The sequence below is a fragment of the Pseudorhodoplanes sp. genome, assembly GCF_059499825.1.
In genome coordinates this window covers 49,881-64,745 of record NZ_JCABZI010000009.1, presented here as the reverse complement: position 1 = coordinate 64,745, position 14,865 = coordinate 49,881, and the positions used below count along the sequence as shown (strand labels likewise).

The window sequence follows — 14,865 nt, the reverse complement described above, 5'->3', positions numbered from 1 at the left end:
GAATTGCCGTCGGACGCTTTAGCCGACGCGAGATTTCAATCCGGTCAAATTCACGTTTCAAATCAGTCGGTGCGGTAAACGCACTATGACCGGGCGGATGTCGTTTCTACACTTCCCGGCATTTGCATCGCCGGAAGCGGGCCATGCCTAGGCGTTGCGGCGCTCAACCCGGTTACGCCCGCGCCAACAGCAGCCGCGCCGCGAAGGCGCCCATCAGGCCGGCGAAGCTCCAGTCGAAGGCGCGCATCAGGCGCGGTGAGTTGCGCATCGTAGCCGCGAAGCGTTCGGCGCCGAGAATCATTGGCGCGCAGAGGGGTGGCGTGAGCAGCGTATAGAGCAGCCCCAGCATCAGAAGCTTGGCCGGCGCCTCCGGATCGGACGCCGACACGAATTGCGGCAGGAAGGTCAGGAAGAACATCACGATCTTCGGATTGAGCAGGTTGACGCCGAGCCCCATCGCGAAGGCGCTGGCAAGGCCGCCGCGCACCGGCGTGCCCTGCCGGAGCGACAGCGACGAGCCATGCCGGACCGCCTGCACCGCAAGCCAGAGCAGATAGCCCGCGCCCACGATCTTGATCGCGGTGAAGGCGGTCGCGGAGGCGACCAGCAGCGCCGACAGGCCGAATGCCGCGAGCATCGAATGCACCATCAGTCCCGCAGTGGCGCCCAGCATCGAGGCGAAGCCGCGCGCGCGTCCGCCATTGATGGTCTGGCCGAGAAACAGCGTCATGTCCGGGCCCGGCGTGACGATCAGGATCAGGGAGGCTGCAATGAACGCGGCGAGAATGGCGGGTTCGGGAAGGATGGTCATCGGAAGGATCGGTCCGGTCTCACGGCGACGCCGACAGGTCGCATACGGCACGCTCAAATGAAAACCGCCGCGCGTCAAGCGCGGCGGTTCACGTGACGCGACCGCCCGCCAGCAGTCCGGCGGTCGCGTGACAACACGGCGTGCGTCAGCTCTTCATCTTGCTGAACTTCGCTTTCTGCTGATCGTCGAGTGCGGCGTAGAAGTCTTCCAGCGCCGGCTGGATCGCCTTGGCCGCTTCGATCATCGCTTCGATCCGGGTCTGGGTCGCGGCCAGCCGCTCGCTCGGCGAGACCGGCGGATCCAGCGGACAGGCGGCCTTCAGGATATCGAGGGCCTTGAAGGTGGCGTCTTCCAGCGCGTCGAGCAGATCGAGCTGTTCGTCCGTCGGCGACACCGTCTCCTGGATCTTCGCGATCGGGAAATTGGCGAGACCGGGCTTGTCGGTGCCGCAGGCATTGGCGTCATCGGCACCGCCGCGGCCCTGCGCCTGCGCGCTCGCGATCTTCGGACCGAGCGCTTCGAACCGCCGCTGCTGATCGGCCGACAGCGAATCGTAGAAGCGCTCGAGGGCTGGCCGCACGATCTTGAGGGCTTCGAGGGTCGCCTCGATGCGCTCCAGCATGGTCTGCAGGCGTTCGACCGGATTGCGCGGCACGCTTTGCGGACACGAGTCGCGCATGGCCTCGGCGGCCTCCAGCGCTGCATCGCGCAGCGCGTCCAGCAGATCCTGCTGGTCGGCACTGAGATTCAGCGACGACTGGATGCGGTCGAACGGCCACGCGGTGATGCCCCGTCCGGTCTCGCCGCAGGCGCCTTCTCCCGCAGTCGGCGCGGTGCGGCGGCCCGGAGCGGCACGGTCCTGCTCCTGACCCTGATCCTGGACGCGGCTCTGCGTCTGCGGACGCACCGGGGCTGCGGCCGGTGCGCCGCCGGTAGCCGGGGCGGGCGCATAGCCCAGCGCTTCCGTCGCGTATTCCGGCTCCGAGTCCCACCAGATGCCGTCGAACAGGTCATCGTAGGCGTAGGCCCAATAGCCACCGTAATAGCCGTCGGCCAGAAGGTGTAATTGAACAGATCGGCATAGGCATAGGGCCAGAACACCGCTCCGCCGACGCCAAGGCCGATACCCCACGGAACGAAGCCGGCGAGCAGGCCCCGCCGCCAGGCGCGATCCGGCGCCCAGCGCGCGTAGCGCACCCGCGCATAGTCGCGGTTGCGATAGCGGTTTGCGAAACGGCCCTGGCGCGCGGCATCGCGGCTGAACCTGTTCTTCATGCGATGCTCGGCGCGGTCTTTCGACCGGCGCGTGTCGGCGATCCGTCTGTTCTGATCGCGCTCGGCGCGCTGCCGCTGGCGATCCTGCCGCGCCTTGTCACGCTGCGCGCGCTCCTGGCTCTTCTTCTGCTGACGGTCGCGCTGCTGTCCCTGACGATCGCGCTGGCGCTGTTGCGCATCGCGCCGGCGCTGTTGCTGGCGATCCTGTCGCTGTTGCCGGTCGGTTTTCTGGCGATCGCGCTGTTGCTGCTGACGCTCCTGGCGCTGCTCCCGCTGCGCTTTCTGGCGATCGCGTTGCTGCTGCTGACGGTCCTGCCGCTGTTCCCGCTGTGTCTTCTGACGATCGCGCTGCTGTTGCTGCCGATCCTGGCGCTGCTGCTGCTGCTGACGATCGCGTTGCGAGCGTTGCCGGTCCTGCCGTTGTTGCTGGCGCTGCTGCTGCTGACCACGCCGCTGTTGCTGGCGTTGCTGCTGCTGGCCGCGTTGCAGTTGCTGGCGCTGTTGCCGCTGCGCGCGATGCATGTCCTGCCGCTGCCCGCGCTGCTGTTGCCGAATGACCCTCTGCTGCTGACGCTGCTGCACCCGCGGTTGCTGGATACGCCGCTGCTGCTGCATCTGACGGCCGCCGCCGCCGCCGCCGCCCATGCCGCCACCGCGTCCTCCGCCACCCTGTCCATCCCTGCGCGCGCTAAAATCAATCGCGCGATCGGCATCTGCGCCGTGTTGTGCCGCGAGAGCGGATGGGGAGATTGCAAGCGACGGAATGCAAAGGAACGCGGCCGTGACGATCGTCAGGCTCGCTAGACGCACCAATCGCCTTAATCGCAGGATCGTAGCCATTTTCAGGTCCCGTTAAACGCCCCGTTCGATTACTGCCGATCGCGGACGGGTCTGGTTTGACATCGGTCAAAATCCGCCCCGGAACGAATATTATTTTTTGAATATAAAAATCGCCGCGCTCACTGGACGGCAGGGAGGGCGCGAACAGGGCAGGGCCCATCGCCATGCGCTGGAGGGAGTCCACAAAGGGGACCATATCGGGGTACAAGCGTGCAGAACGCAGGAGTTGCACGTGGCCCTCGAGATACCCTTCACCCTGACCGACCTGGCCGCCATTGTCAGCGAGCGCGCCACCGCGAGCGCCGAGGCATCCTATACGCGCAAGCTGCTGGACCGCGGGGTCGAGCATTGCGCGAAAAAGCTCGGCGAGGAGGCGGTCGAGATGGCGCTTGCGTCGGTGACCGAGGATCGCGAGCGGGTGATCGGCGAGGCCGCCGATCTGCTGTTTCATTTTCTCGTGGTGTTGAAGGCGCGGGGCATCGAGCTGACTGAAGTCGAGGCGGTGCTGAAGAAGAGAACCGTCCAGTCGGGTCTGGCCGAGAAGGCGTCGCGAACGCCGGACCGGCGCCCTGCGGATTTGTAGGTTGGCGAGCATGGAACAGCGGGTCGAACCGGAAGTCTCCCCCTATCGCTCGTTCAGCCGCGCCAACTGGGCGGCGTTGCGTGCCGACACGCCGATGACCCTCAATCCGGAGGAAGTCTCGACGCTGCGCTCGGTGCATGACCGCCTCGACATGAAGGAGGTGGAGGACATCTATCTTCCGCTCTCGCGTCTCCTGTCGATGTATGTCGCGGCCTCGCAGCGGCTGTTCCGGGTGCAGCAGAGCTTCCTCGGCACGGAAGATTCCAAAGTGCCCTACATCATCGGCGTTGCAGGGTCGGTCGCGGTCGGCAAGTCCACGACTGCGCGCGTGCTGCAGGCGCTGCTGGCGCGCTGGCCGAATACGCCGAAGGTCGATCTCGTCACCACCGACGGCTTCCTGCTGCCCAATGCGGTGCTGGAACGCGAAGGACTGATGGAGAAGAAAGGCTTCCCGGAAAGCTACGATCTGCCGGAACTGCTGCGCTTCCTGTCCGGCATCAAGGCCGGACGGCGGCCGATGCGGGCGCCGATCTATTCACACATCGTCTACGACGTGGTGCCGAACGAATGGGTCGAGATCGACCGTCCGGACATCCTGATCGTCGAAGGGTTGAACGTGCTGCAGGCCGGGCGTTTGCCGAAAGACGGCAAGGCGGTGCCTTTCGTATCCGACTTTTTCGACTTCTCGGTTTATATCGATGCGTCGGAGGAGGTGCTGGAGCGCTGGTATGTCGACCGTTTCCTGGCGCTGCGGCTGACCGCGTTCCGCGATCCGATGTCGTATTTCCATCGCTATTCGCGGCTGTCGGATTCGGAGGCGGTGGCGACCGCCAAGAGCATCTGGGACCGCATCAACCTGGTCAATCTGCGCGAGAATATTTTGCCGACGCGGCAGCGCGCCGACCTGATCCTCACCAAGAATGAAGGTCACCTGATCGACGAGGTGGCGCTGCGGCGGCTTTAGAGCCTGCGCAGCGATCAGGCTACCGCATCATCCTCTTACGCGGCGCGCTGCGCCATCCCGCGGACTTCCGCCAGGATCGTCGCGAGCTTTTCGCGGTCGAGCGGCTTCGACAGGAACGCATCCATGCCGGCGGCGAGGCAGGCCTCGCGATGCTCCGGCAGCGCGTTGGCGGTGAGCGCTACGATCGGCGTGCGGCGGCTGCCGGCCTTCGCCTCGATCGCCCGGATGCGGCGCGTCGCTTCGATGCCGTCGATGCCGCTCATGCGCACATCCATCAGGATCAGGTCGAACGGCAAACCCGCACCGTTCGCGGCGAGAAAGGATTCCATCGCCGCATGACCGTTCGCCACCACCTGCGGGCGGTGCCCGAGCTTCTGCAACAGCGCACGGGTGAGCAGCGCGTTGATCTCGTTGTCCTCGGCGACCAGGATCGACAGGCCGTCCTTGCGCGGCCTGCCGAAATTCGGCAGCTCGCTCAGTTCGTCCGCGATCTGCGCGAAGCCGTCGCCGTCCATGCGCAGACGTTCGGCCAGCGAAGCTGCCCGGATCGGCTTGACCAGATAGCCGCTGAAGCCGCGCGCCCTCAGGTCGGCGAGTTCGGACCGCGCCGCCGGCGTGATGGTGACCAGCCGGCACGGAATGCTGCGGGTCGCGGCGAGCAGCGCGTCGATCGCGTCATTGCCGAGCACATGGTCGATCAGCACGGCGCTCCATTCGCGCTCCGGCAGCAATGCCTGCGCAACCGCCTCGTTCGGCGCGATCGCGACCCGCGCGCCCCAGCGCGTCAGCCGCCGCGCCAGCAACGCGGCTTCGACATGCGACGGCGCGACGATCATGATGGCGCGCTGCGTCAGGTCTGGCGCAACGAAGGCCGGCATGCGTTCGGCATCCGCAGCGGGCTGCAGCGGCACCGCGACCTCGAACAGGCTGCCGGTGCCGGGGGCGCTTTCAAGCCCGATGCGGCCCTGCATGCCCTCGACGATGCGGTTGACGATCGCCAGACCAAGACCGGCGCCGTCCGCCTGGCTCGCGCCGGTTTCGGTCTGCTCGAATTCCCTGAAAATCTTGTCGTGATCCGCCGGCGCGATGCCGATGCCGGTATCGCGCACCTTGAACAGGATCTCTCCCGGCCATTCGCCCGGCTCGACCACGATCGCGACGCCGCCTTCGGCAGTGAACTTGACGGCATTGCCGGCGAGATTGAGCAGCACCTGTTTGAGCCGCGTCTCGTCGCCGATGACGCGCGACGGCAGCCTTTCGTCGACATAACTGGCGATTTCGAGGCCCTTGCCCTGCGCGCGCACGGCGAGCAATTCGGTCAGGTCTTCGATCATGGCGGCCAGCGGGAACGGCCGCGCTTCGAGATCGAGCCGGCCGGCTTCGATCCTGGAGAAGTCGAGGATTTCCTCGATCAATGCCAGCAGCGTTTCGCCGGATGTTTTCACCGCACGTGTATAGGTGGCCTGTTCGGGGCTGAGCCTGGTATCGAGCAGCAGATCGGCCATGCCGATGATGCCGTTGAGCGGCGTGCGGATTTCGTGACTCGCCATCGCCAGGAAGCGCGACTTCGCACGGTTCGCGGCCTCCGACAGGTCGCGCGCTTCCGCCAGCGCGTGTTCCGACATCACTCGGTCTGTAACGTCGCGGCCGACGCTCTGGATTTCAGTTTCACCATTCGCGCCGCGGACGGCGCCTTCGCGCCAGGCGATCCAGCGCGGGCCGGTGGTCGTGTCGATCTGCTGATCGAAGACGCGGCTGCCGTTCGGCAAGGTCGCGGCATCGCCCTGTTCGAGGACGGCGAAGGAGAAATCCGAGCCAAGCAGCGCATCGGCGGTCTTGCCCGCGAGCTGGCAGACGGCTTCGTTGGCGAAGGTGACCGTGCCGTGCGCATTACGGCGCACGATCAGGTCGCCCTGCATGTCGAGGAACGACAGGGCGCGCTGCTCCGCCTCCTGCAATGTCCAGATCCGGTCGGACAGGTTTTCGTTGCGCTGTTCAAGCGCAAGCGCACGGCTGCGCCACACGCGGTTGCGATAGATCAGAAACGCCGCGAAGGTGCAGACGAAGGCGAACAGCGCCGCAAGCCCGATGGCGAACAGGGCCGGATTGTAGGTCGATGTCCCGGTCGTGGTGGATGCGAGAAGCCCAAGCCCGATCCAGACACCCGCCATCAGGAAGAACGCCATCCGCGCGAAGCTGAACAGAATCGAACGCACTCCGCCTTCCGGCCTGGAAATCGAAAGCATGCCTGACGTCCCGTATCGGCCGTCCGCACATGACGGAACGGCTCCTTGCCCTTGCGACGAAAGGTGACGGAAGGCGGTTGCGATTGGATTGATGCCGGGGTGTCCGACAGCTTTCGCTTGCGCGGAGCGTTAGCGGCGGCTTGCGCTATTGCAGACAATTTTAGCGATCGGCGGCAGGTGCGTTACGCGGCGCGCCGCATCTCGTCGGTGAGTGCGCGATAGGACAGAGCCTCCGCCAGATGGATGCGGCCAACATGCGCAGCGCCGTCGAGATCGGCGAGCGTGCGCGCCACCCTCAGCACCCGGTGATAGCCGCGTGCCGACAGCCGCATCGCGTCAGACGCATCGCGGAGAAGAGCAAGACCGTTCTTGTCCGGCTGCGCCACCTGCTCCAGCACGCTGCCGGAGACCTGCGCATTGGTTCGGATCTGCGGCAGGCCAAGCGCCGCATAACGCTCCGCTTGGATGTCGCGGACGCGCGCCACACGTGCAGCAACCTGCGCCGAGCCTTCAGTGGGCGGCGGCAGGATCAGGTCGGCGGCGGTGACCGCCGGAATCTCGATATGCAGGTCGATACGGTCGAGCAGCGGACCGGACAGTTTCCCTTGGTAATCGGCGGCGCAGCGCACATTCATGCCGCGCTTGCAGATATAGCCCGGGTCGCTGGCATGTCCGCAGCGGCAGGGATTCATCGCCGCGACCAGCATGAATCGCGCCGGATAGGTGATGCGATGGTTGGCGCGCGCGATCGAGACTTCGCCCGTCTCGAGCGGCTGGCGCAGCGAGTCGATCGCCTGCCCGGAAAATTCGGCGAACTCGTCGAGAAACAGCACGCCGTTATGCGCGAGCGAGACTTCGCCCGGCCGCGCCCGCAGGCCGCCGCCGACCAGCGCCGGCATCGATGCGGAATGATGCGGCGAACGGAACGGGCGACGGTTGGTGAGCGAGCCGCCCTCGATCTCGCCCGCGACCGACGCGACCATCGAGATTTCGAGCAATTCCTCCGGCGTGAGCGGCGGCAGGATCGACGGCAGCCGGGCCGCCAGCATTGACTTGCCGGCGCCGGGCGGTCCGACGAGCAGCAGATTATGTCCACCGGCAGCGGCGACTTCGAGCGCGCGCTTGCCGCTCTCCTGTCCCTTGATGTCGGCGAGGTCGAGCAGCGTGGCCTCGGTTTCGCGGATCTGCGGTTGCGGGCGCGTGAGCACCTGCGTGCCCTTGAAATGATTGGCAAGCTGGATCAGCGATGCGGCGGCAACGATCTCCATTTCCGGGCTGGCCCAGGCGGCTTCCGCACCGCAAGCTTTCGGACAGATCAATCCTTCGCCGCGGGCATTGGCGCCGATCGCCGCCGGCAGGACGCCAGCGACCGGCGCGATGGAGCCGTCGAGCCCGAGTTCGCCCAGCACGGTGAAGCCCGCGACCGCGTCGTGAGGGATCGCGCCGATCGCAGCCATCAGGCCGAGCGCGATCGGCAGATCGTAATGGCTACCTTCCTTGGGCAGATCGGCCGGCGCGAGATTGACGGTGATGCGGCGCGCCGGCAGCGCCAGCCCCGACGCGATCAGCGCGGAGCGCACACGCTCGCGGGCTTCGGACACCGCCTTGTCGGCGAGCCCGACCACGCTGAAGGCCGGCAGGCCGGGCGCGACCTGGACCTGCACATCGACCGCGCGGGCCTCGATCCCCTGAAACGCAACCGTGGAAACCCGCTGAACCATCACCCAAGCCGCCCGCTTGCAGTCTACGCGTTCAAGTAGATTGTGGATGAAGTCTAGCGTATCCGGATATTTTTCACAAGAACATTTGCAGAACAAAACGACTCACGCTAGCTTTTCCTCAACAGGGATGGAGTTGCGAGATGGTCGACCTGAAAACCTTGCAGATGGAGCTTGCCTTCGCCCGCCGTGCCCGCCGCGAAGCGCAACTGGCCGGATCCGACATCGAACGTCTGATCGAGCGCATGCAGGCGGGACGCACGCTGCAGCAGATCGAGCTGGAAGAGGCGGTCGCGGACGACGACTTCGCTGCGATCGAAGAGTTTCGCCAGGCAGCCTGACGTTTAGTCGGGCTTCGCCGCTTCGGGATTGCTCTCTGCAGCCGCAGTCCGTGTGCGCAGCTCTCCGACCAGCGCATCGAGGCTTTGCGCGAACTGCGCCAGCTCGAAATTCTGCGGGTCGTCGTGCTTGTTGCGGATGCCCTCGTCCAGCACCGAGTGGAAGGCGGGGATCATCCAGAAGCCGGCGCGGCGGCTTGCCACCGTGTAGACGAGCGCAAGCGATTCATATTGTGCCGGGGTGAAGCCGGGCGTGGGCGCAAGAAAATCGTTGCGGCTGCCATAGCCCTTGAGTGCGCGGCGCGGCTGGATCAGCTCGACATGCAGGAACAGCCCCTTCAATGAGGGCCCGAAATTCTTCGCGGCTTCGAACTTGGTCGCGCGCCATGGCACGTTGAAGTCATGCGCGAGATAGATCCTGCCACCGCGATTGATGAACACATGCGCGCGCTCGATGTCGTTGGAACAGGCATAGCGGGCGAGATTGTTGATCTTGGGATTGTCGTCGATCGAGACCGGCCAGGGTTGGGTGCGATAGTTCGGCGTCGAGGTGTCGTGGAAAACGATATAGGTCGCGGAACGCGCCAGCGGATCGTTGTCATGCGCGTGCGACACCGGCTGTGCGAGCGTATCGATCACGGTCTGGCTGGCGCCGCGGTCGCGCAACAGACCCGCCAGCGCATCGCGTGACGGCAGGTCGGTGTCGCCGCCGACGCGCTTCTCCAGCGCCGCAGGCAGGGTCTCCATCGCTGCGCCGAGCCGGCCGACCGGTTCGAGCGGGTTCAGCAGGCAGCGGGCCTGTTCGGCGGGCGTCCCAGCAAACGACTGGGTTTGGTGATCGAATTTGCAGAAGCCCGCGATCTGCCGCTCGGTCAGCACGACCGGCGGGCGTTTGGCGAAACTGCATTTTCCGCCCGACGGAAATTCGATCTCGAATGCCCGGGATGGCGAGGTCAGCGCCATCGCACAGGTCACGAGAGCCAATGAAAGTCTGTTCAAAGCCATGAAGCCGCTGTCGCGTGTCGTTCGCTTCACGCTAACGCAGGCCCGGTCGCGAACACAATCGGGCAAAGGGTATCAGCCTTGCGGCGGTGTGCCGCCCGTGTCCGATCGGTCACGGCGGCTCATGCCTTGCGCTTCGTCTCGATCGCATCCCAGACCATCGCCGCTATGTCCGGTCCGCCGATATTGCGGATCGCGCGGATGCCGGTTGGCGAGGTGACGTTGATCTCGGTCAGGAAGCCGTCGATCACGTCGATGCCGACGAAGATCAGCCCGCGCTCCTTCAGGGCGGGTCCGAGCCGGCGGCAGATCTCGTGCTCGCGCTCGGTGAGTTCGGTATCCTTCGGCGATCCGCCGCGCACCATGTTGGAGCGAAGGTCGTCCGGCGCCGGCACCCGGTTCACGGCGCCGGCATATTTGCCGTCGACCAGGATGATGCGCTTGTCGCCTTTCTTCACCTCGGGAAGAAACCGCTGCACCATCCATTGCTCGCGGAAGGTGGTCGCGAACAGGTCGTAGAGCGAGCCGAAATTGAGATCGTCGCGTGTGAGCCGGAACACGGCGGCGCCGCCGTTGCCGTAAAGCGGCTTCATGACGATGTCGCCATGCTGTTCGCGGAACGCCTTGATCTCGGCCAGGTCGCGGGTGATCAGGGTCGGCGGCATCAGGTCCGCAAACTCCATGACGAAGATTTTTTCCGGCGCGTTGCGCACATGCGCCGGATCGTTGACCACAAGCGTCTTCGGATGCACCCGCTCGAGCATATGCGTGGTGGTGATATAGGCCATGTCAAAGGGCGGGTCCTGCCGCAGCAGGATCACGTCGAAGTCGGTCAGTTCGGTGCGCTTGCCGTCGCCCAGGGTGACGTGGTTGCCGATCTCGTCGCGCACCTCCAGCGGCTGCACCGTCGCGAACACCCGGTCGCCGCTCTGGGCGAGCTTGTCGGGCGTATAATAGGATAGCGTGTGGCCGCGCGCCTTCGCCTCCAGCAGCAGCGCGAAGGTGGAATCCCCGCGGATATTGATCCGCTCGATGGGGTCCATCTGGACGGCGATATTCAGTGGCATGCTCTTGACCCAGCTTTCTTATTTCAGGTGCAAACGCGTGGTTAATAACTCGCTGCGATGATCCGGCGACGAGTTTTTCCGAACCACCCGGATGTTCCCCGTGGCATTCCCGAGATTGACGATCGCGGTCAAGCTTTACGCCATTTTCGCGTTGGTCGCGACCGTGGCCGTCGCGCTCGCGGTTATTGCGCGGCAGATCGGAAGCGGTGCGCCGGTCGCCGACACGCATAGCCTCGCCTGGCCGCTCGGCGCCATGGCCGTGCTGCTCCTGCTGCTCGCGGCGTCCGGTGCGGCGGTGGTGGGGCGCACCTGCGCCCGGCTGTTCGCGATCACGCGCGTGACCGGGCAACTTGCGGACGGGCAAATCGACGTGGCAATCCCGCATCGCGGACGGCGCGACGAAATCGGCGCACTGGCCGCGTCGATCGCGGTGTTCCAGTCCGCCATGCGGACCAACAAGGACCTGAACCAGACCGTGCGTGAGGATGCCGATGCGCGCAGGCAGCGGCAGGATCAGATCGCGGCCGAGATCGCGGCGTTCTCCGCGGATGTCGAGGTGACGCTGCGCGAGCTGATGAAGATGTCCGGGCGCGCCAAGAAGGCTGCGACCGAGCTGGCGCAGGCGGTCGATATCACCGTCGACCGGACCGGCCGCGCCACCCAATCGTCCGAGGAATCCAACACCAATGTGCGCGACATCGCGTCCGCCGCCGACGAGCTTGCGATGTCGGTGCTCGAGATCGAGCGGCAGGTGTCACAATCGAACGATATCGCGATGAAGGCCGTGGCCGAAGCCGGCGCGACCAATGACACGGTCAAGGAACTGAGCGAGGCCGCCGGCCGGATCGGCGACGTGATCCGGCTGATCAACGACATTGCCGAGCAGACCAATCTGCTGGCGCTCAATGCCACCATTGAGGCGGCGCGCGCCGGCGATGCAGGCCGTGGCTTCGCGGTGGTGGCGGGCGAGGTCAAGGCGCTGGCCGGCCAGACCGCGAGGGCCACGGACGAGATCGGAGCGCAGATCGCGGGAATGCAGCAGGCCACCAACCGGTCGATCGCGGCGATCAGCGCGATCAAGACCACGATCCGCGAGATCGGCGATATTTCAAGTGCAATTGCCGCGGCGGTGACCGAGCAGGGCGCGGCGACGCAGGAGATCGCGCGCAGTGTCGAGACGGCGTCGCGCCGGGCGGCCGAAACCACCGATCAGATCGGCAGGGTGACGGAAGCCACCGAAATCAGCCGCGTGCATTCCGAAGCCGCGCACGATGTCTCGGACCGGCTGGACCGGCTGGCCTCGCAGATGCGCAATCAGATCGAGCAATTCGTCGAGCGCATCAAGGCGGCTTGAACTGCCCCAGCGCTGCGGCACCGCCGGGCCGGTCACTCCGTCTCGAACGCGCCCGTGATATGCCGCGGCAGGGATCGCGGCGCGACCAGCACCGCATCGAACCGCATATCGCAAGTCGCATCGTCCGGATGATCGGCCAGCCAGGCGCTGGCGGCCGATGCGATGCGGCGCTTCTGGCGTTCGGTGACCGACCAGGCGGCATCGTCGAGCCGCGCGCGCGCCTTCACTTCGACGAAGATCAGAAGCGGGCCGCGCTTTGCCACGATATCGATCTCGCCTGCGGGAGAGCGAAAGCGCCGCGCGACGATGCGAAATCCTTTTGCGATCAGGAGCGCCGCCGCGCGGTTCTCGGCCGATAGTCCGAGCTTGAACGCAACCTGCCGCTCCGGCGCGGGCGGAGGTTTGTCCGCTTTTGTCTTACGGGGCGGCATCGCTCCGTTCCTTCGCAAGCTCGAGCGCGCGTTGATAGACGTCGCGGCGCGGCAATCCGGTCGCGGCGACAATCTCGCCGACCGCGTCCTTCACTGACACGCGCGACAGCGCCGCGCGAATGAGCGCGTCGACGTCGTTTGCATCCGGGGCCGCTGCTTCACCGGGCGGCGCGATCACGATGACGAATTCGCCGCGCGTTTCGGCATCGCCGGCATAGTGCTCTGCAAGCTCGGGCAGCGGCGCGCGCCGCACCTCTTCATGCAGCTTCGTGAGTTCCCGGCAGATCGCGGCTTCGCGCGCGCCGACCCCGGCGGCGAGATCGGACAAGGTCGCGGCAATCCGCGAGCCGCCTTCAAACAACACGATGCTTGCGGGAATACGCGACAATTCGGCGATCCGGTCCCGCCGCTGCATGGTCTTCGCGGGCAGGAATCCCTCGAACAGAAAACGGTCGGTCGGCAACCCGGAGGCCACCAGAGCGGTCAGCACCGATGAGGCGCCGGGCAGTGCGGTCACGGCAAGGCCGTGCTCGTGCGCTTCGCGAACGAGCTTGTAACCGGGGTCGGAAATCGCCGGCGTGCCCGCATCGGAGATCAACGCAATTGCGGCGCCCTCGGCGATGCGCTTCAGCAATGCCGGGCGCACCGCGGCCGCGTTGTGATCGTGATAGGCCGTGGTCGCGCTCGCGATGCCGTAATGCTCCAGCAGCTTGCGGCTGACACGGGTGTCCTCGCAGGCGATCAGGTCGGCTGCGGCCAGCGTCTGCAGCGCGCGCCAGGTGATGTCGCCAAGGTTCCCGATGGGTGTGGCGACCAGGTACAAACCGGGACTGAGCGCCGGCGCCGGGTAATGCGTGCCCCCGATATGAAATCCACGCCGGGGTTGCGTCATGGCAACACCATGTCAAACACTGCCTCGACCATGACGCCTGCCCGGTTAAACATCCTGTCACAATATGCCAGATTGCGCCGGTAGGCGCCTCGTCCAGCCGCGCGTCTCGCTCCTGAATCTGGCTGGGTCCGGGTCGATGCGAAACTCTGTCCGTTTATCACGTCGGCACTTTGCCCTTTCGGCGGCCTCGCTCGCGGCGGCCGGGCTGACCGGCTGCGCTGCGAATAACGGCGGCGTCGGTTCCCCGATTGGCGAGGCCCCGGTGGTCCCGGCCGAACCGCCGCAGGCGGGCTCCGAGATCGGCGGCGGGCAATACAAGGTGGCGCTGATTTTGCCGCTCTCGGCCGGCGGCAATGCCGGGATGGCGGCGCAATCGATGAAGAACGCCGCCGAGATGGCGCTCTCGGAATTTTCCAGTGCGGACATCCAGCTTCTGGTCAAGGACGATGCCGGCAATCCGCAACAGGCCCGCATGGTCGCCAGCCAAGCCATGGACGAGGGCGCCCGGGTCGTCCTCGGTCCGCTCTTCGCGAAAACGGTGCAGGCCACCGGCGCGGCCGCGCGGCCGCGCAATATTCCGGTCATCGGCTTTTCCACCGATGCCAGCGTTGCGGCGCGCGGGGTCTATCTCCTGAGCTTCCTGCCGGAAACCGATGTCGTGCGGGTGCTCGCCTATGCCTTCACGACCGGCAAGCGCTCCTATGCCGCGATCGTGCCCGAGAATGCCTATGGCTCGGTGGTGGAGGCGACCTTCCGCGAGGAGGTTGCCCGGCGTGGCGGCCGCGTTGTCGCGCTCGAACGCTACACCAAGGAACGGCTGCCGGCTGCGATCGGCGTGATCGCTCAGGCCGCGCGCGGCGCCGACGCAGTGTTCATTCCGGACGGCGGCGATGTGGCGCCGACCATTGCGCAGGGGCTGGTGAGTGCCGGCGTCAACACCAAGCGCGTGCAACTGCTCGGCACCGGGCTGTGGGACGATCCGCGCATCTTCAACGACGGATCGATGCTGGGCGGTCTTTACGCCGCTCCCGACCCGGCCGGTTTTGCCAATTTCGTGCAGCGCTATCAGGCGCGCTACGGCAGCGAGCCGGTCCGGACCGCAACGCTGGTTTACGACTCTGCCGCGCTGGTCGCGGCGCTTGCGCGCAACCAGCCCGGGCAGCCGATCACCGACCAGACGCTGACCAATCCGTCCGGCTTTGCCGGCATCGACGGGATTTTCCGGTTCAAGCCGGACGGCACCAACGAACGCGGACTTGCGGTGATGCGGGTTGCCGCGGGCGGAGGCCAGATCGTCAGCCCGACGCCGAAAGCGTTCGGCGGATCGGGGACGTAGATTTTCGG

Annotated in this window: 14 protein-coding genes; 6 read left to right on the top strand and 8 right to left on the bottom strand. The window is 66.0% G+C overall.

All coding sequences use genetic code 11. The annotated features are described in order from the left end of the window. Positions 1 to 172: 172 nt before the first annotated feature. Positions 173 to 811 carry a LysE family translocator gene (locus AC5I5I_RS11750; RefSeq protein WP_495973142.1) on the bottom strand — a complete coding sequence of 213 codons (639 nt, stop codon included), beginning with the start codon at positions 809 to 811 and terminating at the stop codon, positions 173 to 175. Positions 812 to 956: 145 nt separating this feature from the next. Further along, the gene (locus tag AC5I5I_RS11745; protein ID WP_495973140.1) at positions 957 to 1,943 is read right to left on the bottom strand and encodes a Spy/CpxP family protein refolding chaperone; all 987 of its coding nucleotides are present in this window, start codon (positions 1,941 to 1,943) and stop codon (positions 957 to 959) included. A 146-nt stretch (positions 1,944 to 2,089) separates the two neighbouring features. Between AC5I5I_RS11745 and AC5I5I_RS11740 the strand changes: the two genes are divergently transcribed. The 3 genes from AC5I5I_RS11740 to coaA all read left to right on the top strand — a co-directional run bounded on the left by AC5I5I_RS11740 (position 2,090) and on the right by coaA (position 4,473). Next, the gene (locus AC5I5I_RS11740; RefSeq protein WP_495973138.1) at positions 2,090 to 2,890 is read left to right on the top strand and encodes a hypothetical protein; all 801 of its coding nucleotides are present in this window, start codon (positions 2,090 to 2,092) and stop codon (positions 2,888 to 2,890) included. A gap of 268 nt (positions 2,891 to 3,158) precedes the next feature. Next, a complete protein-coding gene (locus AC5I5I_RS11735) occupies positions 3,159 to 3,509 on the top strand; it encodes a phosphoribosyl-ATP diphosphatase (RefSeq protein WP_495973136.1) in 351 nt (116 codons plus the stop codon). 10 nt (positions 3,510 to 3,519) lie between these two features. Beyond that, positions 3,520 to 4,473, top strand: a complete 954-nt coding sequence (gene coaA / locus AC5I5I_RS11730; protein WP_495973134.1) for a type I pantothenate kinase — start codon at positions 3,520 to 3,522, stop codon at positions 4,471 to 4,473. A 35-nt stretch (positions 4,474 to 4,508) separates the two neighbouring features. Here coaA and AC5I5I_RS11725 read toward each other — a convergent pair whose 3' ends face one another. Then, positions 4,509 to 6,719: a response regulator gene (locus tag AC5I5I_RS11725; RefSeq protein WP_495973132.1), complete on the bottom strand. Its 2,211-nt coding sequence runs from the start codon at positions 6,717 to 6,719 to the stop codon at positions 4,509 to 4,511. Between the two features lie 182 nt (positions 6,720 to 6,901). After that, complete coding sequence (locus AC5I5I_RS11720) at positions 6,902 to 8,440, bottom strand: YifB family Mg chelatase-like AAA ATPase (protein WP_495973130.1); 1,539 nt, start codon at positions 8,438 to 8,440, stop codon at positions 6,902 to 6,904. Between the two features lie 140 nt (positions 8,441 to 8,580). Here AC5I5I_RS11720 and AC5I5I_RS11715 point away from each other — a divergent pair, with 140 nt between their 5' ends. Next, positions 8,581 to 8,778 carry a hypothetical protein gene (locus AC5I5I_RS11715; protein WP_495973128.1) on the top strand — a complete coding sequence of 66 codons (198 nt, stop codon included), beginning with the start codon at positions 8,581 to 8,583 and terminating at the stop codon, positions 8,776 to 8,778. Between the two features lie 3 nt (positions 8,779 to 8,781). Here AC5I5I_RS11715 and AC5I5I_RS11710 read toward each other — a convergent pair whose 3' ends face one another. After that, complete coding sequence (locus AC5I5I_RS11710; RefSeq protein WP_495973126.1) at positions 8,782 to 9,780, bottom strand: peptidoglycan recognition protein family protein; 999 nt, start codon at positions 9,778 to 9,780, stop codon at positions 8,782 to 8,784. A 119-nt stretch (positions 9,781 to 9,899) separates the two neighbouring features. Further along, positions 9,900 to 10,844 (bottom strand): glutathione synthase, encoded by a 945-nt coding sequence (gene gshB / locus AC5I5I_RS11705; RefSeq protein WP_495973124.1) that lies wholly within the window; start codon positions 10,842 to 10,844, stop codon positions 9,900 to 9,902. Between the two features lie 100 nt (positions 10,845 to 10,944). Here gshB and AC5I5I_RS11700 point away from each other — a divergent pair, with 100 nt between their 5' ends. After that, on the top strand, positions 10,945 to 12,198 hold the full coding sequence (locus AC5I5I_RS11700; protein ID WP_495973122.1) for a methyl-accepting chemotaxis protein: 1,254 nt from the start codon (positions 10,945 to 10,947) through the stop codon (positions 12,196 to 12,198). A 32-nt stretch (positions 12,199 to 12,230) separates the two neighbouring features. Here the strand turns inward: AC5I5I_RS11700 and AC5I5I_RS11695 are convergent, their stop codons facing one another. Beyond that, positions 12,231 to 12,629, bottom strand: coding sequence for a YraN family protein (locus AC5I5I_RS11695; protein ID WP_495973120.1), 399 nt, complete (start codon positions 12,627 to 12,629; stop codon positions 12,231 to 12,233). Next, entirely contained in the window at positions 12,616 to 13,521 is a 906-nt protein-coding gene (rsmI, locus tag AC5I5I_RS11690; RefSeq protein ID WP_495973118.1) for a 16S rRNA (cytidine(1402)-2'-O)-methyltransferase, read from the bottom strand. Before rsmI ends, AC5I5I_RS11695 begins: the two co-directional genes overlap by 14 nt. Before the next feature lie 262 nt (positions 13,522 to 13,783). Here rsmI and AC5I5I_RS11685 point away from each other — a divergent pair, with 262 nt between their 5' ends. Beyond that, complete coding sequence (locus AC5I5I_RS11685; protein WP_495973116.1) at positions 13,784 to 14,857, top strand: penicillin-binding protein activator; 1,074 nt, start codon at positions 13,784 to 13,786, stop codon at positions 14,855 to 14,857. Positions 14,858 to 14,865: the final 8 nt, after the last annotated feature.

Coding starts and splice junctions, on each gene's coding strand:
- AC5I5I_RS11710 (WP_495973126.1), bottom strand. CDS start 9,780: ATGGCTTTGAACAGACTTTCATTGGCTCTCGTGACCTGTGCGATGGCG.
- AC5I5I_RS11715 (WP_495973128.1), top strand. CDS start 8,581: ATGGTCGACCTGAAAACCTTGCAGATGGAGCTTGCCTTCGCCCGCCGT.
- coaA (WP_495973134.1), top strand. CDS start 3,520: ATGGAACAGCGGGTCGAACCGGAAGTCTCCCCCTATCGCTCGTTCAGC.
- AC5I5I_RS11740 (WP_495973138.1), top strand. CDS start 2,090: ATGCTCGGCGCGGTCTTTCGACCGGCGCGTGTCGGCGATCCGTCTGTT.
- AC5I5I_RS11720 (WP_495973130.1), bottom strand. CDS start 8,440: ATGGTTCAGCGGGTTTCCACGGTTGCGTTTCAGGGGATCGAGGCCCGC.
- AC5I5I_RS11750 (WP_495973142.1), bottom strand. CDS start 811: ATGACCATCCTTCCCGAACCCGCCATTCTCGCCGCGTTCATTGCAGCC.
- rsmI (WP_495973118.1), bottom strand. CDS start 13,521: ATGACGCAACCCCGGCGTGGATTTCATATCGGGGGCACGCATTACCCG.
- AC5I5I_RS11725 (WP_495973132.1), bottom strand. CDS start 6,719: ATGCTTTCGATTTCCAGGCCGGAAGGCGGAGTGCGTTCGATTCTGTTC.
- AC5I5I_RS11695 (WP_495973120.1), bottom strand. CDS start 12,629: ATGCCGCCCCGTAAGACAAAAGCGGACAAACCTCCGCCCGCGCCGGAG.
- gshB (WP_495973124.1), bottom strand. CDS start 10,844: ATGCCACTGAATATCGCCGTCCAGATGGACCCCATCGAGCGGATCAAT.